Here is a 22,870-nt window from a genome sequence, read left to right as displayed (position 1 = left end):
ATGAAGCGCGCCGCCCGCCTGAACGCGATCCTCGACCTGCTGGCCGCCGACGGCGAGGTCAACGTCGACGAGCTCGTCGAGCGGTTCGGTGCCTCGGCTGCCACCACCCGCCGCGACCTCGACTCGCTCGCCGAGCAGCGCCTGCTCACCCGCACGCACGGCGGCGCGGTCGCCCACTCCGTCGCCTACGAACTGCCGATCCGCTACAAGAGCCATCAGCGGTCGCAGCAGAAGGAGAGCATCGCACAGGCCGCCGCCGCACTCGTCGCCCCCGGCATGGTCGTCGGGCTCTCGGGCGGAACGACGACCACGGCGATCGCTGCGGCGCTCGCCGCGAGGGACGATCTCGCGGCCGGCCCCGGCATCACGGTCGTCACCAACGCGGTGAACATCGCCGCCCAGCTCGCGACCCGCCCCGACATCAAAGTGGTGGTCACCGGAGGCGTGATCCACTCGCGCAGCTACGAGCTCGTCGGCCCGTTCGTCGAGCAGCTGCTGCGAGGAGTGCGTCTCGACATCGCCTTCATCGGCGTCAACGGAATGGATGCCGACGCCGGCGCCACCACCCAGGATGAGCGCGAAGCGGCCGTGAACCGCATGATGGCCGAGCGTGCTCGCCGGGCCGTGGTCGTCACCGACAGCAGCAAGCTCGGCACGGTCGCGTTCGCGGCCGTCGGCGGTGCGGAGCTGTTCCCCGTTCTCCTCACCGACGACGGCGCGGACGCCGCCTCGCTCGCCGGCCTGCGCGCAGCCGGCTACGAGGTGCTGACCGCCTGAGCCCCGCGGTCGTGTCCTGCTGAACTCCTGGTGGGGATGCCGCGACCTCTCTCGCGACATCCCCGGAGCAGATGGTGTCTGTCGTTCCCTCACACTCCCCAGTGCACGAGGGTTTCCCCAATTCGACTGCGCCTCCCTCGCGCTTCGTTTCCGAAGCCCTCCGCGTGGCACCTTCTGCAGATAAGGAGCGAGGTGTCGATGTTCTGATACATCGACTGGAGAAAATCTTTCCTCCCACGAAGAACGAGTCGCGCCGTCGCATCGGTCGTCGCAATCGCAAGGAGGAGCACGAATGAAATGCACAGATCGGCGATGTGGTGCGGGCCCGATGATCGGCGGATACTCGATCATGCAGGCGACATGGCTAGATGCCCCTCAGGTTTCCCGTGTGCTGTCAGCGGGGCTCAGGCTGCGTTGAGGACCAGGCGGCTTGAACTGCTTCGCCGCCGAGAAGCAACAGTGGGGATTCACACTGCTCAGTGTCCTCGCTCAGGACTACGCTTGGCAACACTCACCCAGTGAAAGGCTGACATGGCACTTCAGCACACGAACAAGCGGTACTGGACGTACGCCCTCTCGTACACAGTGGTGGTTGCATTGAGCGTGGTTCTCTCGATTCTTTGGGTGGGGAGTTGGATGCCGGGTCTACCGATCGGAGTCCTGCTGGGGATCCCGATCGCGGCACTATTTAGTTGGCTAGTTCGACGTCGAGCCCAGAAGTCGCGCCCGTGAATCTACGCGCGGATTTCTGGGCCCAAGGGAAAGCGCTGGGTCTCACATACCTCCGCCACCCCCGTAGGTGGGTTTGCAGCTAATCATCGTTCCCTTTGCGAAGACGAGCGTTGCACCGCTGGATGTGAAGTTGTTGGTGCAGCTCTTGAGCTTGCCTTGTGTAAAGAAATCTCGCATCGAGAGCACTCCAAGAATTGAGCCAGCTCCCTTGCCCACTGCGCCGGGGATCCAGCCCGCGACAAGAGCCGCAACTCCGAGATAGCCGGACTGATCGCCGTACTTGTCGGCGAGTGTCTTGTAGGCGCACTTGTTCGTGTACATCGTGTAGAAGTACACGCCACCCGCATACTCCCCCTTTGCGGAAGCCACCGGCGTACACGAAGCCGCTTGGGCTTGGGGTGCGGGACCGGCCACGGCGGGGGCGACAGCCAGCGTCGCCACCAGAGCCATTCCCACGAGAGCTGATCTGAGCCTCCGGTTCGTTGCTCGAACCGTGCTGACTGGGGCGCTGGTTTCCGCGAAGATTCGCATACTTTCTCCATTTCAGTTTTGGAGGTGCCGCCGGCGAGCACCCAACGTGGTGCCGGGGTAGTCGCTCCATTGGGACATGAAGTGATCCTGATCCGACCCGCGAAAGAAACAAGTCAGCGCACTGTATGGACATCCACGTGGATGAGTGGGAGCATGCACTCCTATTTACCGGAGATTTGTCTATGCCCTCGCGTTTTCTCGGCCTGATCGCCGTGCAGCTGCAGTCATATCGGCGGGCGAACGGGTTCTCGCAAGAACACGTCGCCTTGGAGATCGGCTGTGCTATGGCGACATATCGGACACTCGAGTATCCGGGAGCCGAACCGGATCGCGTCCCAGATCCGAAAGTCAGCACGATCCTGCGTGTCCTCGCCGTACTAGACCTCGAGACGCCCGTTCTGGAGGCACTCGCCCGCAATCCACAGAGGGCCCCATCATCAGATAGGCGTTCCCCGAGGACGTAGCGCTGTAGCGGCTCATCGGTCAGCTCTGACTGGGTTCGCGGCACGAGTCGGTCTGGCCATTTCGTTGGCACACCTGTGGAAGGCGGACTTACCTGCGTAGCAGTCCCGAAAGTCCCGATCCTCGATCCGGCACCGCACTTGCGACGGCAAGCGCCGCATGTACCCCTGGCTCGAAAGACGAGCGGAATGACCGTGACGCTTCGATCCTTGAGGCTGGCCGCGACCGTGCTTCTGTGCCTGACCGGTCGCGTTGTGGCACGAGGTGAGGAAAGGTCAGAGGCCGCTTCCGTGGCACTGGAACGGGGCAGTGAGCCCGGTGGATTCGGATGCTACGGCCAGCGCGACCGCGGGAGCGACGCCCCTGGCGAGCTCGGTGTGCAAGGTTCCGAGCAGCTCGCAGGCGACGTCGTCCGCCACGACGACGGGGGCCGCGATCACGCACCGCGTGCCCGCGTGCAGCCAGACGCGGGTCATCCCGAGCGCCTCCTCGCCCCAGCGGACGGAGGAGCGACCCAACTCGCACGCCGACAGGATGACGGTGTCGGGCGCGTGCGGGATCAGGTCGACGTCGTAGCCGAACAGGGTGCCGTCGGCGAGTTCGAAGCCCGAGAAGAGGGGATTGTCGACCGCATGGCGGCCGTGCGCGGCGATGTGCAGCACGTCGACCTGTGCCGCGAGTTGCGTGATCGCCGAGACGCGGGCCTCATCACCCGTCACGACCCGCGCGCTGCTCCAGGCCGACGCCGCTCGGCGCACCTCCTCGCCGGCACGCGCCACGCGGGGGCCGGCGGCGAAACCGGCGGTGGATGGACTCGGCGACGTCGTGCGCTGACCCGAGTCGCCGAGCAGGCGCGAGACGGAGGTTGCGAGGGTGAACGGCGTGCCGGCCATGCCCGGGAGCATCGCCCAGGGGATGCCGCCGAGGATGCCGGGCACGGTGAGCGCGAGACGAACCGTCCCACCTGCCGCAGCGCGCGCCGGTGCGAGGAGAGCGTCGTCGAGCAGGCGCAGCCTCTCATCGAGCGACCGCTGCACGACCGACGCCATCGGTCCGGCATGTGTGAGGGCCGCGACATCGAGATCGGCGCGGAGGCCGTCGAGTGCGGCCTCGATGCGCGGCAGCGACAGCTCGACGATCGACGAGCCGGATGCCGTCACCACGACGCACAGCAGCTCTTCTCGGGTGAACACGTAGGCGAGGATCGCCGTCTCGTCATCGAGACGCGTCTGGGTCTCGAGCAGACCCAGACGTTCACGGCTGCCACCGGCCCCGGTCGACGACCACTGCCGGTCGCGCACCCGGTCGCGCAGCTCGCGCACGCGGGCGTCGGTCGTCCAATCCGAACCCGCGAGGTCGGCGCGGAGCATCCGCAGTTCGGCCAGGTCGGACGACAGGTCCGCGTCGTGCGGGGGACGCACGGGAGCGACCTGCTGGCTCAGGTGTCTGGCGCGCTCCGACCACTCGAACAGCACCTCGGGGTCGTGCGCACGGGCGGCGGCGGCGAGCCCCGTGAACATCAGCTCGGTGCCGTGCATCGCGACGGATGCCTGCAGGTCGAGGGCGCCGAACGACTGCTGCCAGGCGGTGAGCAGGTCGAGACCCTCGGCGGCGGCGCGGCGGGCCTCGGTGTGACGCCCCGCGGCGGATGCTCGTGCGGCGCGCACCTCGTGGGCCCGCAGCCGGAGCGGCGTCGGGGCGTCGGCGGTGAGCCGAGGCATCCGTCCTCCGTCGGCGAGACGTGCCGTGAGCGACAGGGCGGCGGCCTCGGTGCGGAACCCGCCCCGGGTAAGCGCTTCCGCGGTGCGGGCGAACTCGTCGGCGACGGGTGGCGTCGTCGGGCGGGCGCGCAGTCGGGCCTCGAGACGTACGGCCTCGGCGCGAGCGGCCCAGCCTTCGCTGCTCAGGGCGGCGAATCGGCGCGATGCCGTCGCAGCGGCGCGCTCCGCGGCGGGGGCGTCATGCCGGAGCAGGGAACGGGCGAGGTGGAACTCGGCTTCGCCGCGCGCCTGCCGCATCCGCTGCGCACCGAACTGCGTGGCGACCGCGCCGAGCAGTTCCTCGGCCTCGGTCGTGAGACCCGCATCGCGCAGCACCTCGGCCCGGTCGAGGTCGCTGATCGCCGCGGCGAGGTCGCTGGTGGCCGCGAGGATCGGTCGCGAGCTCGTCATCAGCCCGAGTGCGGTGACGAGGTCGCCGCCGAGCAGGGCCGCATAGCCGAGATTGTGGCGGGCCTCAGCGAGCGGTTCCTGTTGGTCGTGCGCCTCGTAGGCGGTGATCGCGCGCTGCAGATCGGCGGTGCAGTCGTCGAGGCGATGCCGCTGCATGCTGACGATCGACCGGCTCATCAGCAGGTTCGCGCTCTGGATCGACCCCTCGTCGAGGCCGTCGATCGCCTTCGTCAGGAACACGTCGGCCTCATCGAGGCGGCCGCCGTGCATGAGCAGGGTGCCGAGCTGCCCGTTCGCGAGGGCGACGGTCTCGGCGCTGAGCCCGGGTCGCGCCAGTGCCTCGCGTGACAGCCGCTCGGCCTCGGCTGGCTCACCCGTCTGCGCGAGCACGTACGCCAGGGTGCCGTCGATGCGGGCGCGCAGGTCGTCGTCATCGGTGCGGGCGGATGCCGCAGCCAGAGCGCGCCGCGCCTGCGCGAACCGCCGGGAGTTGGCCGCGTCGACGCCGCGCTGGTGCAGCTCGCGCGCAGACAGGGGCATCCAACCAGAATGCCGGTCGGTCGCCTCTCAGGGAAGGTCTGTGACGGCATCCGAGGTCCGGTGGGCGGTCTGCTTTCGCACGGATGCATGTCGAGATCGCGGATGCAGGCGCGGATCGGCGAATCCGACCTGCATCCGTGATCTGAGCATGCATCTGTGCACAGATCCGGCGAGGTGGCTGGACGATGCACGGATGGCTGACGATTCGGGCCTGTTCTGTCGGCCGTCGGCGACTTTCTCCAGCCATCCGCGCGCGTCCACCCCCGCCCGGGGCCTACCCCCGCTCGACCGGTGACGGCAGTGTCTTGAGCACGGCGGCGACGGCCTTGGCCGCGGCATCCGCTGTCACGCCCTGCGGAGGCACCGTGCCGAGCTGCGCCGCGATGCGTCCCGCGACGTAGGGTGCCGCGAACGACGTGCCGCTCCAGATCGCGAATCCGCCGCGGTAGTCATCGGGATCGATCGTCTCTCGGCGCAGGCCGTCGACGTCTGCCCTCGTCATCGCCTGCTCGCCGCCGACGAACGCCGGGGAGGTGCTGACGACGGCCGCTCCCGGCGCGTACACCTGCACCCACGGACCGACGTTCGAGAAGAGCGCGACCGAGCGGGCCGAGGGGTTGAGCGCTCCGACCGAGACGTGCGGGGCGTCCTTGTCGCGCGGGATGCCATTGTCGGCACCCGGCCAGGGCCAGAGGGATGCCGGGAACGACGGCCGGTCGATCGCGTCGTTCCCCGCCGAGCACACGACCACGCAGCCGAGCTCGCGTGCCTTGGTGAGCAGGGCGTTGAGCGTCGTGCTGAACTGACCGTCGACCGGGGTCTCGTGGTAGTACCCGAGCGACAGGTTGAGCACGTCGATCGGATGCCCCGTCTTCGGGTTCTCGCGGTGCCGGCGCAGCAGTTCGACGACCTGGGCGACGGTGGTGAGGAACGTGCTCTCGTCGATCACCCCGAGTGCCCCGGCCATGCGGATCGAGAGGATGTCGGCCTCCGGCGCCGTCTGCCGGATGATGCCGGCGATGAAGGTGCCGTGCCCGGAGACCGCGTCGATCTCGCCGTCGAGCTGCCCGTAGAGATCGGGGTAGCGCTCGGGGTCGGCGTCGTCGGTGAGTCCGACCGGCACCCCGTCGAGCTCGATGTGACGGGTGACGATGTCGTCGGGCAGCCAGTCGTGTACGCCGCATCCGGTGTCGAGCACCGCCACGACCGGCCGGCGACCGCGCTTCGGAGCGGCGGTGCGCTGAGGAGCGGGGCCGAGCCAGGCGACCGGCTGCCGTGCGCCGCGTCCTGGTTCGAGGTAGTCGTCGCTGCCACCGGCGCCTCCCGCGCCCCGCACCGGGTTGGTGCGGCTGAACGGGTTGGTGCGGCTGAAGGGATTCGTGCGGCTGAAGGGATTGAGCCCGACAGGGTCGATCGACAGCACGTGCTCGAGGCTGGTCCTCGGCATCGGGCTTCCCGTGCTGCGTCGGGCGCGTTGCAGCACGCGCCAGGCATCCGGGGGCACGGGTGACTCGCCGCGTGTCGGCTCATCGGGCGTCGTGAGGTGCGCGCGGAGGAACCCTGGCACTCCGGGCACCAGCTGGTCGGCGGAGCGCACCGCGCCGGGCGACTCGATGTCGAGATTCCAGCCGAACGACCCGGCCGCCTCCCGGAGCGCGCGGATCTCCCGGTCGTAGGCCTCCTGCCCGTTGTCGATCTGGTCCTGCGTGATCAGCAGACGCTCCTGCAGATACGCGGTCGGGAACGCACGGACGCCGTCGACCGGCTCGACGGACGGATCCAGCGCCGTCCCTCGACGGATCGATCCTTCCGCTCGGTCCTGCCAGCTCCACCCCTTGGGCTGCTCCATCGTCGGTCCTCTCCTCGCGGGCGGACCCGCGTCCTGTGCGGGGAATCCTGCGAGGTGCGGGACTTGCCCTGCGGTGTGTGCGGGCGGGCCCGCGGTGTGAGCGGGTCGCCCCGCGGTGGATCACAACTCGAACTGCGGGGTCGACAGGGTGCGCTGCTCGTCGCCGACCGTGGTGGTGAGGCGCACGAGCGTCAGCCCGTCGGGTACGTCGTCGAACACGAAGCGGCCCGTGTCGCTGGCGGTGGTCGTGCGGATGCGCTCGCCCTGGGCGAGCTCGATCAGGCCGGCCGCCGTGTCGACCCAGCCGTCGATGCGATGCGCACCGCTCGCCGTGGCCGTGACGTGCAGGAGGATGCTCGTCGTGCCGTCGCTGAACTGCAGGGTCAGCGCATCCGCATCACCGCGCACCGCGCCGAGCGGCTGGTCGACCAGGGTCAGCAGCGCGTACTCCGCCGACAGGCCCTCGGTCGCGACGGCCGCGATCATGCGATCGATCAGTGCGGCCGGCATCGGGTCGACGTCGCGCCACAGCGAGCGCAGGTGCGCGAAGAGCTCGGCATCCTCGTGGTTGTCGCCGCCGTTGTTGCCGTCGTTCTCGCTCATGAGGTGCCTCCCGTCCGTGGTGTCGGCGCATCGAGCAGGTCGCGCAGCTTCGCCAGGCAGCGCTGCCTCGTCGGACCGATGCTGCCCACGGCCATGCCGAGGTCGGCGGCGAGTCGGCCGTAGTCCGGTCGCTCCTCGAAGGCGATCACGCGCAGCAGTCGTTGACATCTCTCGGCGAGGCGCTGCACCGCAGACCAGAGTCGGCGGTTCTCCTCGCCGGTGGCGGCGTGGTCTTCGGCGGAGGCCTGCTCGGGGAGCAGTGCGTCGAGAGTATCCGCCTCGGTCGTGTCGAGTCGGTTGTGAGCTTTGCCCGCACGCCAGGCCTCGCGGCGGGCGGTGGTCGTCAGCCAGGCCGAGACGGCCTTCGGATCGGCGATCGAGCGGTGTCCGCGCACCAGCTGCAGCCAGGTCGTCTGGATCACGTCTTCGGCGAGCGTCCGCTCGAGACCGTAGGCGCGCACGACATGCCAGAGGACAGGCGTCATCAGCCGCACGAGGTCGTCCATCGCGCGGCTGTCGCCGTCTCGCCATGCCTCGAAGAAGTCGGCGGCTCGCCTCCAGCGTGCCGCGCCGTCGTCCGGTGCAGGATCGAGGGCGGCGCCGTCGGGTGCGCCGTCGATCATGAGTCCCATTGTGATCACACCAGTAAGGAGCACGGCAAGGGTTTGGTGATACATGGACTCGGTCAGTTTTCCGGAACATCGGTTTGGGCTCCGGGGGTGCGGGCATTCCGGCGGAAGGCGGGCGACGGCTGGCGGGGAGAGGGATGCCGCGGGCGATACCGTGGAGGGGTGATCGCCCTCGCTGTCGTCCTCTTCCTCAACGCCGCCTTCAACGTGCTGGTGTGGCCCCGCTTCTACAAGCGCGTCGCGACCGACCCGCGGGCGCGGGACGCCGACGGCAAGGCCACCACGTTCCTCAAGGTGCACGCCGTGCTGATCGCGATCGCCCTGGTACTCGCCCTGGTCTCGGTGCTCGTCGGCGTCGCAGCGCTCATGGGCGCACTCTGACGATCAGTTCGCGGAGACCGGCTGCTGCAGTTCGGTGATCCAGTCTGCCTGGTCTTCGGATTCCGACTGCAGATAGACCTCGCGGCATGGTCCCACCGCAGTGACTCCCCGCTCGGTGATCGCGTCATTCACCGCTCGCCAGCTGTCGTCGATGGTCGCCATGGACCCGTGATGGGTGGCGCTGAAAGCCGACTCCACGGCGGGCAGCTCCACGATCACAAGGCCCTCGATCGCGGGGCCGTCATAGGTGAAGCCCACCGTGATGCGCACGCCGTGCCGGTCCATGTCGTACTCGGCGATCGGCAGACCAGGGGTCGCCCCGGACGCCAGCAGCGCGTCGGCCACCCGATCGAACAGCGGCCCGACGACGGGGGCGACCTCAGGCTGCGTCGACACGGTCTCGGTCAGCGTCGCGAGGCGGACATAGGGAAGAGGCTTCTCGCTGATCTCCAGGGCTGACATCGTCGTCTCCTCACGTCGGGGTGTTCGGTGCCGCCGATCCTACGCACCAGCGCCGACATCGGCCAGGGCGCGGCGGCCGGCACCGGCATCGGCATCCGGCATCGACACCAACCAATCCGGGATCCGCGACCACCATCCGGCGGGATTGCGACTCAGGCGTTCTCGTACTGCTTCGCGTGCTCGGCCCAACGCGACTCGACCGGCAGGGCGCGCAGTGCTCGGTTGCCGAGCGCGAGCGCGACCGCGACGATGCAGAGCGCCGCGCAGACGAGGATCGTCCACTCGCGGCCGATCCAGGTGAGGCCGAAGCCGGCGATCAGCGGTGCGAGGGGCAGGGCGCCCATGCCCAGGACGCCGGCCGCGCTGTTCGCCCGACCGAGCAGCTCGGTCGGCGTCGCGACCATGAAGTAGCCCATCATCCCCGCGTTGAGTGCCGGAAGCAGGAGCACCGAGGCACCGAGCACGACGACGATGGCCCACGGTTCGGTGACCATCGAGAGCACGATCGTGCCGACCGCCACGACCGAGAGTCCGCTGATCGCGATCACGCCGGCGCGGATGCGGGGCACGAGCGTGGGGGCGACGACCGCTCCCACGAGCATCACGCCACCGACTGCGGCGCTGAGTGAACCGATGAGGAGTTCGGAGTAGCCGTCCTGCTGCAGCGCGTAGATCGTGGTCGTGATCGCGGCGTTGAAGCCCAGGTTGATGACCGTGATGATGAGCAGCACGCCGCCCAGGTCGGGGCGGGACAGAAGCCAGGTGAAACCCTCGCGCAGCTCGGCCCAGGCGCTGGTCTTGCCTCGTGCGCCGGCATCCGCTTCGGTGCCCGCAGCGACAGCATCCGCTCCTGCGTCGGCGATCCCGGCGCGGCGCATCTCGCGCTGCAGCATCCACGCCGTCACCGCCGCGACCGCATGGCAGAGCGTCATGACCGCGCCGACCAGCCATCCGCCGACGCCGAGCAGCAGGCCTCCGAGGGGGCCGCCGGCGAGCTGGATGGCGGCATCGCGGCCCTGGTTCGCGGCCTGCGCCCGGCCCATCGCCTCGCCGGGGACGATCTCCTTGATCGCACTCTCGCCGGCGACGTCGAAGAGTCCGCTGCGCGCGGCCAGCAGCACGTCGGCGATGAGGAGCGTGGCGAAGGTGAGTGCGCCGCCGAGCGCCAACAGGGTGAATGCGCCCGCGAGCAGGATGCCGATGAGTGAGCCGATCAGCATGAGGAGGATGCGCCGGTGGCGATCGGCGAGGATGCCGCCGGCGAGCGTGAGCAGCAGGCGGGCGACCATGCCCGCGCCGCCGATGATGCCGGCCTGCGCGGGGTCGTTCGTGACGATCAGCGCGAGCAACGGGATCGCGAAGGCGAACAGGGCGGCCGCGAGCCCCTTGCTCGTGTCGCTCACGAGCCAGGTCAGGTATCGGGTGTTGCGCCACAGACGGTGGGGCTCGGTCACGGTCGCCATGGTACCCACGGTAATTGCGCAAGAGAAGTTGCGCAATACTTATTGCGCAACTTCCGGTGCGGATACACTCTCGGTATGGCGGAGGCGAAGAAGGACGACGATCAGGTCTGGATGACGTCGGCGATGCTCAAGGCCTACGCCCACCCGCTGCGTCGTCGGATGATCCGTCTGTTCTCGCGTCGCGAGCACCTGCGTGCGGCCGACGTCGCCGCCGACCTCGACGTGCCGGCCAACAGCGCGAGCTTCCACCTGCGGGTCCTGGCCGACGCGGGCCTCATCGAGGAGGCTCCCGAGCATGCACGCGACCGTCGAGACCGCGTCTGGAAGTCGCGCAGGGGATCCTTCAATGTCGGAGACCCCGAGCATCCCGTACCCGACGAGGCCCTGGGCACCGCCATGGTCCGCTCGATCGCCGACGACCATCAGGACATGCTGAGCCGCGTGATCGCCTGGACGCCCGAGTACCTCTCGGGCCGCGCGACCGAGATGCATGCCGCGTTCTCGCAGCGCATCGTGCGCCTCACCGAGGCCGAGTTCGAAGCCGTGATGGACCGCGTGCAGGAGGTCATCACCGAGGCGGTCGATGCCCACGACGAGGAAGACCCGGCCGGACGACCGTGGCAGATCGACGTCCTCGCGGCCGACGACACCATCTGACGCGGCGGAGGGCCGTTCCCGGGCGTTCGAATCGCCTGAATGACCCGATCCGGAGTGAATATCGGGTCATTCAGGCGATTCGAACGGCTACCCCGGCGACGGCGGCTACTCCGGTGCGTCCGGTTCGCGGTGGCCACTGAGGATCAGGATGCGACGAAGGTGCATGGCCGCGAGCACGCCTGGACCCATCGAGCGGTGCACGTCGATCGTGCGGTCGTCGACCGTCTCGAGCAGCAGGCGGATCGCCCGCGCCGCCTCGGCCCTGGCGCGGTGATCTGCAGCGGTCAGCGGCTCCTCCTGGCCGACGACCTCGGCGACCGCATGACAGGCGGCCGACAGCGGCTCGGGCAGCGCGGGGTCGAGCACGAGCGCGCCCGGTCGATCCCAGATGGTGTCCGCGATCTCGTCGGAGATGTCGCGGATGAGGTGGGCGACTCGATCGAGGCGCGTCAGGTCCGCGTGGATGTGCTGCGTCTCGCCCCGTCGGCCGCGCGCCCTGACGTTGCCGCGTCGGCTGTCGTCCGCGTCGGCCAGAGCGTCGCGCAGCGCGGAGGTCGTATCGGCGAGGGACGCCGCATCGTTCGCCCATTTCTCGTGCTCGGGCGGCCAGGACTCCGACACGGCCGAGCCGATGTCGTGCAGATGCGTGCTCAGCTGCTCGCGGAATGCGTCGACCCGTGCGGCGGCGGCGAGCGTCAGCGGAGCCGGTGCGATCACCACGTTGACGATGAGCCCGATGGCGACGCCGACCGCCATCTGCACCAGGTACCCGAGCGAGTAGTCGTCGGCGTTCTGGCCGCCGATGATCAGTACGAAGAGCGCGGCGACCGGCACGTATTCGCGGGCGGCGCCGAACCAGCCGGTGCCGGAGATGAGCATGCCCACACCCACCACGGCGGGGATCGTCCACCAGGTCGGGCCGACCGTCATCACCACCAGGAGAGCGAGCCCGATACCGGTGGCGAGGCCCAGCAGCGTCTGCAGGCCCGACCGCAGCGACCCCATGAGGGTCGGATACATGCTCACGATCGCGCCGAGCGGGGCGTAGTAGGGGTACTCGTCGGTGATGCCCGGCATGTGCGGGGCGATCGTCCAGGCGAGACCCACGGCGAGCGTGGTCTTCGCCACGAGCAGGAGGCGGGCTGGATGCACGGCTTCGCGGATCTCGAGCGCGGCCCCCGAGCGGCGCGCTCGGAGTCGCGTGGTGATGTTGCTCACGGCATCCCTTCGTCATCCTCCCCGCAGGTGACGCTATCCGGTGCGCCACGGTGCCCGCACCGGGTTGCGTCCTGCGCTCGCGGCGGGTAGCGGGTGTGGACGCGACGACGCCGGCCGCCCCGCGAGGGGCGACCGGCGAGGGTCGAGCGGATCAGCGGAGCAGGAGGATCAGGGAATCGCCCGGCGGAAGGCGAGGAACGAGACCCCGACGAGCACCGCCGTGGCGACGAGTCCCCAGAGTGCGAGCCCGAGCGCACCCGCATCGAGGATGCTGGTCCACACCTGTACCCAGAGGTCGAGTCTGGTCGCGAGGAACGCGAGACCGACGAGGACCAGTGCGAGGCCGACACCGACGATGGTGAGCACCGTCGGCCCCCAGCTCTTGTAGATCGTCGCACCCGTGAAGCCGACGACGAACAGGAAGAGCGCGAGCGTGAAGTACACGGTGAACGCCCCGAGCGGACCCGCCTCCCACAGCCACGGCAGGTAGAACACGTAGCCGTTGACGCCGTAGCCGTTGGTCAGTGTCTCGATCGCGCCGCCGATCAGGAACAGCACGCCCATGAACGCGCTGCCGAGGATCGCCGTGAGAAGCGTGCCGAAGAAGAAGTCCCGTCGCGTGATGCTCATCGCCTGGGAGAACGGGAACGTGAGCGTCATCGCCGAGATGCCGATCGCGAAGAAGTACCAGAGCGGAGCCTGGCCGCCACCGCCGTACTTCGGGGTGTCGACGGGGATCATCGCGTAGATGAGCACCGAGAGCACGACAGCCGAGCCGAGGACGATCAGCGGCACCCAGATGAACGTCTGGCGGTTGATCAGCTGCAGGCGGATGACATTGAGTGTGCGTCGCATCAGCGCACCCCCTCCTTCACATCGGAACCTCTCGTGGCGGAGTCCGCCTCGGCCTTCTGGGTGAGTCGGACGATCAGCTGCTGCAGAGAGACGGGCGCGAGATCGAGACCGGAGGCCGTGACCTCGGCCCGCTCGGCGGGCGACAGCGCGCCGAGCACCGTGACGGATGCCACGCGGCCGAGCGCCTCGCGATGCAGCACCTCGCGGTCGGCGGCCCAGGCGTCGACCTTGGCGGCGTCGCCGACCACGGTGACGGCGCGGTCGCGCACGGCATCCGTGTCTTCGTTGAGCAGGATCTTGCCGTTGTCGATCACGATCACCTTCTCGATGAGGTTCGACACCTCGTCGATCAGGTGCGACGAGAGCACGATCGTGCGGGGATGCTCGGCGTAGTCCTCGAGCAGCCGGTCGTAGAAGATCTGCCTGGCCACCGCATCGAGGCCCAGGTAGGGCTCGTCGAAGAAGGTGAGCTCGGCGCGGGAGGCGAGGCCGATGATCACGCCCACGGCCGAGAGCTGACCGCGGGAGAGCTTCTTGATGGTCTGCTTCATCGGCAGCTGGAACTGGTCGACGAGCTCGTCGGCCAGGGGCTGATCCCAGTTGTCGAAGAAGAGGCTCGCGGCCTTGAACGCGTGACGCGGGTAGGCGTCATCCGGATACTTCTGGCTCTCGCGGACGAAGCAGATCCGATTCAGGACCCGGGCGTTCTCGTACGGGTGCTCGCCGAAGACGCGCACCGTGCCGGACGACTCGAAGTTCTGCGCGGTGAGGATCGACATGAGTGTCGTCTTGCCTGCGCCGTTGCGGCCGAGGAGTCCGTAGATCGCGCCCCCTTCGAGGCTGAGCGACACGTCGTCGAGCGCGTTCTTCTCCTTGTAGTGCTTCGTGAGGTTCTGGACCTCGATGACGGCGGTCATGCGGGGGTCTTCCCTTCTGTCTGCGATGTCTGTTCGGTGTGGGCCGCGCGCTCGCGGAGCAACGCGGCGAGATCGTCGGCGCCGAGCCCCAGCGTGCGGGCCTCGGTGAGGAGCGGGTCGATGTAGCGGTCGGCGAATGCGGCGCGGCGCTCGCCGAGAAGCAGATCCTTCGCCCCGGCGGCGACGAACATGCCGATGCCGCGGCGCTTGTACAGCACTCCCTTGTCGGTGAGCATGGCGACTCCCTTCGCAGCCGTCGCGGGGTTGATCCGGTAGAAGCCGGCGAGCTCGTTGGTCGAGGGCGCCTGTGACTCCTCCGGAAGTGAGCCGTCGAGGATCGAGTCCTCGATCTGCTCGGCGATCTGGAGGAAGAGCGGCTTGCCTTCTTCGATCACGAGTCCTCCGCCGTGGTTAGTGGGTTACTTACTCGACTAGGTAACCACTGAACCTCCATCGTGTCAAGGGGCGCTGGTTGCGGGACGGGGGTCGATGTTAGTTCCGCGTGAAGATGGCAAAGTCCACCGCTACTTGTCAGTCACTTGGCAGTACTGCCAAGTGCTCAAGTTCATTGATCCGGGTCTTAGTGGTCTGGTCTAATCGGTGGATGGTCGCGAGGTGGTTTGAAGCCGTCCCCAAAGCACGTCCCGGCGACCGTGTCGCCGTGATCTCGCCGGCATCCGCCGCGCCAGCGATCTCACCCGCACTGCACGAGCAGGCGATGCGACGTCTGACCGAGGCGACGGGGCTGATCCCGGTCGAGTACCCGACCACGCGTCAGTTGGGTGCGAGTGCGGAGGCCCGAGCCGCCGACGTGACCGCGGCGTTCGCCGATCCGGATATTCGGGCTGTGTTGGCGACAATCGGTGGCGATGACCAGGTGACGGTGGTTCCGCACGTCGATGCCGGCGTGCTCGTGGCGAACCCGAAGCCGTTCGTCGGCTACAGCGACAACACGAACCTGCACAACCTGCTCTGGAATCTTGGCGTGCCGAGCTTCTATGGCGGATCCACTCAGGTGCATCTCGGGCCCGGCCCGTACCTCGACGACGTCCACCTGCGGTCGCTGCGCGCTGCCCTGCTCGACGGCGGCACGCTCGAGCTCACCGAACCCGGCGAGTCCGAGGACTTCGGGCATCCATGGGACGATCCCCGCGCCCTGACGGAATTCGGCGCGCGCGAGGCCACTGAAGCATGGACCTGGGCTGGTCCAGGAGCTGCCGTGTCGGGGAGGAGCTGGGGCGGTTGCATCGAAGTCGTCGACCAGATCGCCGTCGCCGGTCGAATGCCCGCTCTGAGCGACTTGGAGGGCACGATCCTGCTGCTGGAGACCGGCGGACAGGCACCGCCCGCAGTTCATGTCAAGCGCTGGGTGCGCGCCCTGGGCGAGCGCGGAGTGCTCGACGTCGTCGCCGGTGTGCTCGTCGCCCGACCTCCGGTCAGTGAACTTGGCGCACTCGTGCCGCCCGCCGCCGAGCGTGCGCGACTGCGAGCCGCCCAGCGGGAAACGATCATCGAACAGGTCGCCCGGTATAACCCCGCCGCGGTCGTGTGCGTGGGCGTGCCTTTCGGACACACCCGTCCGCAGTGGATCATTCCGCACGGTGGTACGGTCACCCTCGACGGAACGAACCGGACCGTCGTCGGGGAATACTAGTTCCGGTCGATCGTCCTCGTCATCCTGGGCGAGGTGATCGCACGTTCTGGTGACGTGTAGGAATCCGCCATCTCGCATGGAATCCCGGCTGCGATACCGTTGCCAACTGCCGCGGAATCGCGCCCTTCCCCTGCCATCCCGGGCAGGAACCGACAGTCGACGACGGTCGGGCACGATTTCGGAGCGCGCGTGAGGAGCGCCGGCCTAGGCGTGTCGTCCCGCGGCGTGTCAGCCACGGCATCCGAAGTTGTGCCCGGGCCGGAGGGAGCCGGGCCGGGGAAGCGGGAGTGAGGGGTGCCGGCATGCGGTTTCGGCTCGCGCACCGCTCTCGTTCGCCTCAGCATGCGCGTAGCGATCAGCGGTGGTCGATTGCGCACCGCAGAACGCTGTTTCGGGTGCGAAAGTGACCTCGCACGCGTGGCACCACCCGCCCAGCCGATGCCGAGTCGTGCGCGGGGTCAGTTAAGCAGCGGAGAAGCCTGAGTCCGGTGCGGAAGTGACCCCGCATGGCGCGCGCGGCGCGGTGCGGAGTGGGGGCGGACGCGAAGAAGGGCGGATGCCGCAGCATCCGCCCTTCCGTCCGAGACGTCAGCCGCGCAGGTCGCGGGCGCGCAGCGCGAGGGCCGACACCGCGACGAACACCAGCGCCATTCCCCAGGTCAGCGCGAGGCCGCCGGGGTCGACGCCCTCGGCGAGCGGTGACTGCCGGTAGACCCAGGCGTAGGGCGAGAGGGCGTTCAGCCAGTCGAGGTCTTTCGACTGCTTCGCCAGTGCCTGCAGGATGTATCCGACCACCGCGATACCCGCGCCCGCCCCGGTCGCCCAGGCCTTGCGCCCGGTCGCGGCTCCCGCGAGCAGCGCGGCGGATGCCGTGAGGAAGGCGAGTCCGGTGAGCGCGGCGCTGGCCCCGATGATCCGCCAGCCCACGAGCCCGAGCTCGGCGGAGTCGTTCAACGCCCAAACGACGACGCCCGAGAACGCGCCGAGCCAGACCAGCCGAACGAGCACCGCGAGCGCCGACTCGAGTGCGTACTGACCGCGTCCGATGCCGTGTGCGAGGTCGAGTTCGGCGCGTCCGCTCTCCTCTGCCCCGCCTATCGCCGCAGAACCCCAGATCACCGCGGCGATCGTGAGCAGCAGAAAGCCCATCAGGCCGTAGAACGTGCTCTGCGTGTACCCCGCGCCGCTCGAGATCTGGTCGTACCCGATGGTCTCGACGAGCTGCTTCGGGAGGGCGTCGATGATGTCCTGCATCTGCCCGTTGCCCCCGATGCTCGGATACAGCGGCAGATAGAGGAACAGCACGGCGGCGAGTCCGACCGTCCAGCCGAGAAGGCTCCGCCACGAGTCGCGCAGGGTGCGCCGGAACACCGGCAGGATGCCGTTCATCGCTGCACCGCCGAGTCGCCGTACAGCCGCAGCACGGACTCCTCGAGGTCGGGCTCCTCGACCGTCAGGTCGCGTACCTCGAACGGGGCGAGGGCCTTGATGAACGGGTCGATCGCGCCGTCGATCGTGCCGGACAGCTGCACGATGCCGTCGGCGTCGCTCGCGTCGATGCCGCTGAGACCCGGGACTCGGTCGAAGGTGGCGCGGGCTGCCTCGGCATCCGCTGTAGCGAGCTCGACGCGCACCCGTCGGATCGAGCCCAGCCGCAGGGAGGCGACGTCGCCGTCGGCGACCACCCGGCCGTTCGCGAGCACCGCGACCTCGTCGGCCGTCTGCTGGATCTCGCTGAGCACATGCGAGCTGAGCAGCACGGTCTGCCCCGCATCCTTCGCCTCGCGCACCATCTGCAGGAACTCGCGCTGCACCAGGGGGTCGAGGCCGCTCGTGGGTTCGTCGAGGATCAGCAGCTCGGGTCGATGCATGAACGCCTGGATGAGTCCGACCTTCTGCTTGTTGCCCTTCGACAGTGTGCGGACGGGACGCGAGAGATCGACGCCGAGGCGATCGGCGAGATCGCGACCGGTGCGCAGGGTGGTGGCCGCGTCGCGGCTGCCCGAGACCTGGGCGTAGAACGACAGCATCCGGTGGCCGCTCGATCGCCCCTTGAGGTGAAGCTCGCCGGGCACGTACCCGATGCGTCGACGCAGTGCCGCGCCGCCGTGGCGGGGGTCTTCGCCGAGGATCCGTACGCTGCCCGACGACGGTCGGATGATGTCGACCAGCGTGCGCAGCGTGGTCGTCTTTCCGGCGCCGTTCGGGCCGATGAGTCCGAAGACGGTTCCGGGTCGCACGTGCAGGTCGAGCTCGTGCAGCGCGATGCGGCTGCCGTAGCGCTTGTGCAGACGGTCGATCTCGATCGTGTCGGTCATGATTCGTCTCCTTCCGAGGCGTTTCCCTGTGGCGTGAGTGCGTCGCGGGCGCTGTCGAGCAGCGCAGTCGTCGAGTAGATGCCGTGCGTGAGCAGCTCGAGCGTGGGCAGCGTCAGGCGGAGCAGCCCTGCGGGGCTCAGCTGGTCGGTGCCCAGGGCGCGCGCGATCTGACTGCGCATCACGACGGGTCCGAGGCCGATCAGCGTCACGAGCAACGTCGTCATCTCGGGGTCGCTCAGGGGCTCGAGCATCCCCGCCTCGCTCTGTTCGGCGAGCATACTGCGGGTGCTGCCCAGGAAGCTGTCGAACAGCCGGTCTGCCGCGGGCGAGCCGTCGACGAGCATGCGCGAGAGGTAGTCGACGTACGTGCCGTAGCGGTCGAGATCCTGCAGGGCGGCACGGATGCGGTCGCCGGTCGGAGCCTCGATGAGGTCGTGCTCCTCGTCGATGAAGACGCTGACCACGTGCTCGTCGCACTCGGTGCGGAGTGCATTCTTGTCGCCGAAATGGTGCACGATCAGCGCGGCGCTGACACCGGCCTGCGCGGCGATCGTCCGCATGCTGGTCGCATCGAATCCGTCGCGGGCGAAGGCGCCGATCGCGGCGTCGCGGATGCGGGCACGTGCGGTGAGATCGTCAGGAGCTGAACGCATGTACAGCAGACTAAACACTTGTTCAGCCTCCGTCAAGAGGCACCGCTCGTAGTCTTGAGACGTGGACTTCCCCTACAGCCGCCTGCGCCGCTGGCCCGACGTCGAGGCCGACAATCTGCAGGCTCACGACGCGACAGACCTGCTGCTCGTCGAGCGCGCTCTGTCGCTCGGGATCGACGGACACGAGGTCGCGGTGATCGGCGACGAGTACGGGGCGATCACGCTGGCGCTGATCTCTGCCGGCCTCGACGGCGTGCGGGTGCACCAGGATCTCGCGACGGGACGGCGGGCCCTCGCTCGCAATGCGGAAGAGCTCGAGCTCGCGGGATTCTCGTCGCACGAGCTCGATGCGACACTGCTGGATGGGGCGCGACTCGTGCTGCTGCAGCTGCCCAAGGCGCTCGCCGAGCTCGAGGAGATCACGGATGCCGTGGCGCGCTGGGCCGCGCCCGACGTCGTGCTCGTCGCCGGTGGCCGCGTGAAGCACATGACCATCGCGCAGAACGAGGTGCTCGGACGCGGTTTCGCGCAGGTCCAGGCGCAGCGGGCCGAACGGAAGTCACGATTGGTCGTCGCGAGCGAACCGCGGACAGTGCCCCCCGAACCGCCGTTTCCTGTCGTGGCACAGCACGACGGACTGACCCTAGCCGCCCACGGCGGCGCGTTCGCGGGTGCCAAGCTCGACATCGGCACGAGGGTGCTGCTCGAGGTGCTCGGCGTCGACGGCGGGCCGTCGACGCCGACTCCGACCGTCGTCGACCTCGGCTGCGGAACGGGTGCGCTCGCCGCGTCCTACGCCCTCGCGCACCCCGATGCGCGCGTCATCGCCACCGACCGGTCGGCCGCAGCCGTGGCCTCGGCTCGCGCGACCATGGCAGCGAACGGTGTCGCCGATCGGGTCACGGTGATGCACGACGACGCCGGATCCGAACTCGCCGACGCGAGCGCCGACGTCGTGCTGCTCAACCCGCCCTTCCACCTCGGCAGCAGCGTGCACACCGGGGCGGCGACGCGTCTGTTCGAGGCCGCCGCCCGCATCCTCCGCCCCGGCGGCGAGCTCTTCACGGTCTTCAACTCGTCGCTCGGATACCGTGCCGAACTGACCCGTCTCGTCGGCGCCACAGAGCAGCTCGAGCGCACTCCGAAGTTCACCGTGACGCGCAGCATCCGTCGCTGACCCGCCTTGGCGTGCGCCTCGTTCGGCCATATGCGCTTCCCGCGGCCGGATGCTCGGGATCGGGCCGACGCGGACGCGAATGGCCGACTGGAAACACCAGCCGGCACCCCGGCGCGTCGCATGGCCGAAACCCGCACAATCCCCCGGTCAGCCGACGGAACTGAATACCGGTGCAATCCAAGGATTTGCCCCTGACCGGCCATTTCGTTACGTTGGTTGGTGGGCCTGACGGCCCGAAGACCAGTCCGCGACCACGTCCTTCTTTCGAATGTGCTGTGCTGCGAAGAGGCGTGGACGTACGGTCGATGCTCTATCGCGGTGGATCCGAAATCCGCCGTCCGCGCCGCCACAGCATGCACTCGAAACGGCCCTGAGAACATCACCCGGGCGTAACCGAAGCAGGCTCAGCCGCAGAGGCGAGCCGCAGGGGAAACGTGTCCGAAATCGCTCTTGAAGCGCGCAATCTGTTCAAAGTGTTCGGGAAGAATCCGAGCAGTGCCGTCCGTCGACTGAAGGCCGGTGAGAGCAGATCCGCGGTCAGCGACGCAGGAACCGCCGCCGTCATCGACGCCAGTTTCACCGTCAACCGGGGTGAGATCTTCGTGATCATGGGGCTCTCCGGCTCCGGCAAGTCCACCATCATCCGCATGCTCAACGGGCTGCACGAGGCGAGCGACGGATCCGTCGTCGTGAACGGCGACCCCATCACGGGCATCCCGTCGTCGCGTCTGCGCGAGATCCGCCGCGACCGCATCTCGATGGTGTTCCAGCACTTCGCCCTGCTGCCCCACCGCACGGTCGCCGCGAACGTCGCCTACCCGCTCGAGCTCAAGGGCGTCGGCAAGGACCAGCGCCTGAAGAAGGCCGAGGAGATCCTCGCGCTCGTGGGTCTCGAGGGCCAGGCCGACAAACTGCCGTCCGAGCTCTCTGGCGGCATGCAGCAGCGAGTGGGCATCGCCCGTGCGCTCGCGGCCGACTCCGACATCCTGCTCATGGACGAGGCGTTCAGCGCCCTCGACCCGCTGATCCGTCGCGAGATGCAGGAGCAGCTGCTCGAACTGCAGGAGAAGCTCCAGAAGACGATCGTGTTCATCACCCACGACCTCAACGAGGCCATGTTCCTCGGAGACCGCATCGCCGTGATGCGCGATGGTCGCATCGTGCAGATCGGCACGCCGGAGGACATCCTCACGGACCCCGCCAACGACTACGTCGAGCAGTTCGTGCAGGACGTCGACCGTGCCCGCGTGCTCACCGCCGCGAACGTCATGGAGCGCCCTCGTCCGGTCGTCGCCGAGACGGCCGGCCCTCGCACGGCGCTGCGCCAGATGCGCGACGCGTTCATGTCGGCCACCTACGTCACGGGTCGCGACCGCAAGCTGCTCGGCATCGTCACCGACCGCGATGCCGTCAAGCTCGTACGCAAGGGCGTGTCGACCCTCGAGTCGATCATCAAGCCGGTGCCGCAGAGCGTCAGCAAGGACGAAGTCCTGATGAACCTCTTCATCCCGTCGGTCGAGTCGCCGCTGCCGCTGGCCGTGGTCGATGCCGAGGGCCGCCTCGTCGGCGTGATCCCCCGCATCACCCTGCTCGCAGCCCTCGGCCCCGGCCCGGGCGCGACCGGCGAGCTCACCCTGCCGCTTCTGCCGATGCCGCAGGCCGAGATCGATGCAGTGCTCGATGACGGATGGACGGCCGACACCCAGCCGGCCGCCGCGACGACGGAGGAGGTGCGCTGATGGATGGTTTCCGCATTCCCCTCGGCAGCTGGGTCGCCACAGGCGTCGACTGGATCAAGACGAACCTCGACGGTCTGCTCGACGTCATCTCGTTCGTCGTCAGCTTCCTGGTCGACGGCCTCACCCGCGCGCTGCTCAGCCCGCACTTCATCGTCATCATCCTGATCGCCGCGTTCATCGCGTGGCTCGTGCGCTCCTGGCAGCTCGCGATCGGCACCGTCGTGTCGTTCGGTCTCATCGTGGCCATGGGCCTGTGGGTTCCGGCGATGCAGACGCTCGCCCTCGTGCTCGTCGCCGCGGTGATCGCCGTGCTGATCGCGGTGCCGCTCGGCATCTGGTCGGCCCGAAACGCCACTGTGCGCGCGGTGCTCAAACCCGTGCTCGACTTCATGCAGACCATGCCGGCGTTCGTCTACCTGATCCCCGCGATCGTGTTCTTCAGCATCGGCGTCGTTCCCGGGCTCGTCGCGACCGTGATCTTCGCGCTGCCCCCGGGCGTGCGACTCACCGAGCTCGGCATCCGCGGAGTCGACTCCGAGACGGTCGAGGCCGGTCAGGCGTTCGGCGCGAAGCCGGGTCAGATCCTGCGCGGCATCCAGCTTCCGCTCGCGATGCCCACGATCCTCGCCGGCGTCAACCAGGTCATCATGCTCGCGCTGTCGATGGCGGTCATCGCCGGAATGGCGGGTGCGGACGGCCTCGGGAAGATCGTCGTCGAGGCGATCTCGACCATCAACATCGCCAAGGGTGTCGAGGCAGGTCTGGGCGTCGTGCTCATCGCGGTCTTCCTCGACCGCGTCACCGCAGCCCTGGGCGATCTCGGCAGCAACCGCTCGTCGCTGCTCGGTCTGCTCGCGCGTCGTCGCACGCAGAAGCGCCTCGAGGCGGCATCCGCCGAGGCGGAGTCGACGGCATCCGGATCCGCGTCGGTCTCGGCCGACGCGGCCGACTCGAAGGCCGCGGCAGACGCGGCCGATCGCGAGACGGCATCCCCGCGTCGCACCGCCGTCGGCGGCGGCGTGCACTGACTCATCCCTCCCACAAGAGAACACGCGACACCGCAGTACACAGCAACACAGCAC

The 22,870-nt window shown here is 68.6% G+C and carries 21 protein-coding genes; 7 read left to right on the top strand and 14 right to left on the bottom strand.

Annotation, left to right across the window (positions count from 1 at the left end; all coding sequences use genetic code 11):
• Positions 1–777 (top strand): DeoR/GlpR family DNA-binding transcription regulator, encoded by a 777-nt coding sequence (locus ACTJKH_RS11075; protein ID WP_210096573.1) that lies wholly within the window; start codon positions 1–3, stop codon positions 775–777.
• Positions 778–1,551: 774 nt separating this feature from the next.
• Here the strand turns inward: ACTJKH_RS11075 and ACTJKH_RS11070 are convergent.
• The 5 genes from ACTJKH_RS11070 to ACTJKH_RS11050 all read right to left on the bottom strand — a co-directional run bounded on the left by ACTJKH_RS11070 (position 1,552) and on the right by ACTJKH_RS11050 (position 8,288).
• The gene (locus ACTJKH_RS11070) at positions 1,552–1,878 is read right to left on the bottom strand and encodes a hypothetical protein (RefSeq protein ID WP_440736951.1); all 327 of its coding nucleotides are present in this window, start codon (positions 1,876–1,878) and stop codon (positions 1,552–1,554) included.
• Between the two features lie 899 nt (positions 1,879–2,777).
• Positions 2,778–5,213, bottom strand: coding sequence for a CHAT domain-containing protein (locus ACTJKH_RS11065; RefSeq protein WP_440736950.1), 2,436 nt, complete (start codon positions 5,211–5,213; stop codon positions 2,778–2,780).
• Positions 5,214–5,487: 274 nt separating this feature from the next.
• A complete protein-coding gene (locus ACTJKH_RS11060; RefSeq protein WP_440736949.1) occupies positions 5,488–7,062 on the bottom strand; it encodes a S8 family peptidase in 1,575 nt (524 codons plus the stop codon).
• A 120-nt stretch (positions 7,063–7,182) separates the two neighbouring features.
• Positions 7,183–7,665 carry a hypothetical protein gene (locus ACTJKH_RS11055; protein WP_440736948.1) on the bottom strand — a complete coding sequence of 161 codons (483 nt, stop codon included), beginning with the start codon at positions 7,663–7,665 and terminating at the stop codon, positions 7,183–7,185.
• Positions 7,662–8,288, bottom strand: a complete 627-nt coding sequence (locus ACTJKH_RS11050) for an RNA polymerase sigma factor (protein WP_440736947.1) — start codon at positions 8,286–8,288, stop codon at positions 7,662–7,664. The genes ACTJKH_RS11055 and ACTJKH_RS11050 overlap by 4 nt, the downstream gene beginning before the upstream one ends.
• Before the next feature lie 168 nt (positions 8,289–8,456).
• Here ACTJKH_RS11050 and ACTJKH_RS11045 point away from each other — a divergent pair, with 168 nt between their 5' ends.
• Positions 8,457–8,675, top strand: a complete 219-nt coding sequence (locus ACTJKH_RS11045) for an SCO4848 family membrane protein (RefSeq protein ID WP_259161027.1) — start codon at positions 8,457–8,459, stop codon at positions 8,673–8,675.
• A 3-nt stretch (positions 8,676–8,678) separates the two neighbouring features.
• Here the strand turns inward: ACTJKH_RS11045 and ACTJKH_RS11040 are convergent, their stop codons facing one another.
• On the bottom strand, positions 8,679–9,137 hold the full coding sequence (locus ACTJKH_RS11040; RefSeq protein WP_440736946.1) for a GyrI-like domain-containing protein: 459 nt from the start codon (positions 9,135–9,137) through the stop codon (positions 8,679–8,681).
• A 152-nt stretch (positions 9,138–9,289) separates the two neighbouring features.
• Positions 9,290–10,600 carry an MFS transporter gene (locus ACTJKH_RS11035; RefSeq protein ID WP_440736945.1) on the bottom strand — a complete coding sequence of 437 codons (1,311 nt, stop codon included), beginning with the start codon at positions 10,598–10,600 and terminating at the stop codon, positions 9,290–9,292.
• Positions 10,601–10,675: 75 nt separating this feature from the next.
• Here ACTJKH_RS11035 and ACTJKH_RS11030 point away from each other — a divergent pair, with 75 nt between their 5' ends.
• On the top strand, positions 10,676–11,257 hold the full coding sequence (locus tag ACTJKH_RS11030; RefSeq protein ID WP_440736944.1) for a winged helix-turn-helix domain-containing protein: 582 nt from the start codon (positions 10,676–10,678) through the stop codon (positions 11,255–11,257).
• A 105-nt stretch (positions 11,258–11,362) separates the two neighbouring features.
• Here ACTJKH_RS11030 and ACTJKH_RS11025 read toward each other — a convergent pair whose 3' ends face one another.
• The 4 genes from ACTJKH_RS11025 to ACTJKH_RS11010 form a co-directional block, all read right to left on the bottom strand.
• Positions 11,363–12,475 (bottom strand): FUSC family protein, encoded by a 1,113-nt coding sequence (locus ACTJKH_RS11025; RefSeq protein WP_440736943.1) that lies wholly within the window; start codon positions 12,473–12,475, stop codon positions 11,363–11,365.
• 168 nt (positions 12,476–12,643) lie between these two features.
• Positions 12,644–13,330: a hypothetical protein gene (locus ACTJKH_RS11020; RefSeq protein ID WP_440736942.1), complete on the bottom strand. Its 687-nt coding sequence runs from the start codon at positions 13,328–13,330 to the stop codon at positions 12,644–12,646.
• Positions 13,330–14,247 carry an ABC transporter ATP-binding protein gene (locus tag ACTJKH_RS11015; protein WP_440736941.1) on the bottom strand — a complete coding sequence of 306 codons (918 nt, stop codon included), beginning with the start codon at positions 14,245–14,247 and terminating at the stop codon, positions 13,330–13,332. The genes ACTJKH_RS11020 and ACTJKH_RS11015 overlap by 1 nt, the downstream gene beginning before the upstream one ends.
• Positions 14,244–14,642 carry a GntR family transcriptional regulator gene (locus ACTJKH_RS11010; protein ID WP_440736940.1) on the bottom strand — a complete coding sequence of 133 codons (399 nt, stop codon included), beginning with the start codon at positions 14,640–14,642 and terminating at the stop codon, positions 14,244–14,246. Before ACTJKH_RS11010 ends, ACTJKH_RS11015 begins: the two co-directional genes overlap by 4 nt.
• Positions 14,643–14,851: 209 nt before the next feature.
• Here ACTJKH_RS11010 and ACTJKH_RS11005 point away from each other — a divergent pair, with 209 nt between their 5' ends.
• Positions 14,852–15,901: a S66 family peptidase gene (locus ACTJKH_RS11005; protein WP_440736939.1), complete on the top strand. Its 1,050-nt coding sequence runs from the start codon at positions 14,852–14,854 to the stop codon at positions 15,899–15,901.
• 588 nt (positions 15,902–16,489) lie between these two features.
• Here ACTJKH_RS11005 and ACTJKH_RS11000 read toward each other — a convergent pair.
• Genes ACTJKH_RS11000 through ACTJKH_RS10990 form a run of 3 tightly spaced genes read right to left on the bottom strand, consistent with a single transcriptional unit; the run spans position 16,490 to position 18,872 of the window.
• On the bottom strand, positions 16,490–17,290 hold the full coding sequence (locus ACTJKH_RS11000; RefSeq protein WP_440736938.1) for an ABC transporter permease subunit: 801 nt from the start codon (positions 17,288–17,290) through the stop codon (positions 16,490–16,492).
• A complete protein-coding gene (locus ACTJKH_RS10995; RefSeq protein ID WP_440736937.1) occupies positions 17,287–18,219 on the bottom strand; it encodes an ABC transporter ATP-binding protein in 933 nt (310 codons plus the stop codon). The genes ACTJKH_RS11000 and ACTJKH_RS10995 overlap by 4 nt, the downstream gene beginning before the upstream one ends.
• Positions 18,216–18,872 carry a TetR/AcrR family transcriptional regulator gene (locus ACTJKH_RS10990; RefSeq protein ID WP_210096588.1) on the bottom strand — a complete coding sequence of 219 codons (657 nt, stop codon included), beginning with the start codon at positions 18,870–18,872 and terminating at the stop codon, positions 18,216–18,218. Before ACTJKH_RS10990 ends, ACTJKH_RS10995 begins: the two co-directional genes overlap by 4 nt.
• Positions 18,873–18,933: 61 nt before the next feature.
• Here ACTJKH_RS10990 and ACTJKH_RS10985 point away from each other — a divergent pair, with 61 nt between their 5' ends.
• The 3 genes from ACTJKH_RS10985 (at position 18,934) to ACTJKH_RS10975 (ending at position 22,816) form a co-directional block, all read left to right on the top strand.
• Complete coding sequence (locus tag ACTJKH_RS10985; protein WP_440736936.1) at positions 18,934–20,049, top strand: class I SAM-dependent methyltransferase; 1,116 nt, start codon at positions 18,934–18,936, stop codon at positions 20,047–20,049.
• Positions 20,050–20,483: 434 nt separating this feature from the next.
• Positions 20,484–21,788, top strand: a complete 1,305-nt coding sequence (locus tag ACTJKH_RS10980; protein WP_440736935.1) for a quaternary amine ABC transporter ATP-binding protein — start codon at positions 20,484–20,486, stop codon at positions 21,786–21,788.
• Complete coding sequence (locus tag ACTJKH_RS10975; protein ID WP_440736934.1) at positions 21,788–22,816, top strand: ABC transporter permease; 1,029 nt, start codon at positions 21,788–21,790, stop codon at positions 22,814–22,816. The genes ACTJKH_RS10980 and ACTJKH_RS10975 overlap by 1 nt, the downstream gene beginning before the upstream one ends.
• Positions 22,817–22,870 lie beyond the last annotated feature (54 nt).

The organism is Microbacterium sp. 22215 (genome assembly GCF_052045655.1).
GTDB lineage: Bacteria > Actinomycetota > Actinomycetes > Actinomycetales > Microbacteriaceae > Microbacterium > Microbacterium phyllosphaerae.
The sequence above is the reverse complement of the archived record's forward strand: the minus strand, read 5'-3'. Positions and strand labels throughout refer to the sequence as shown.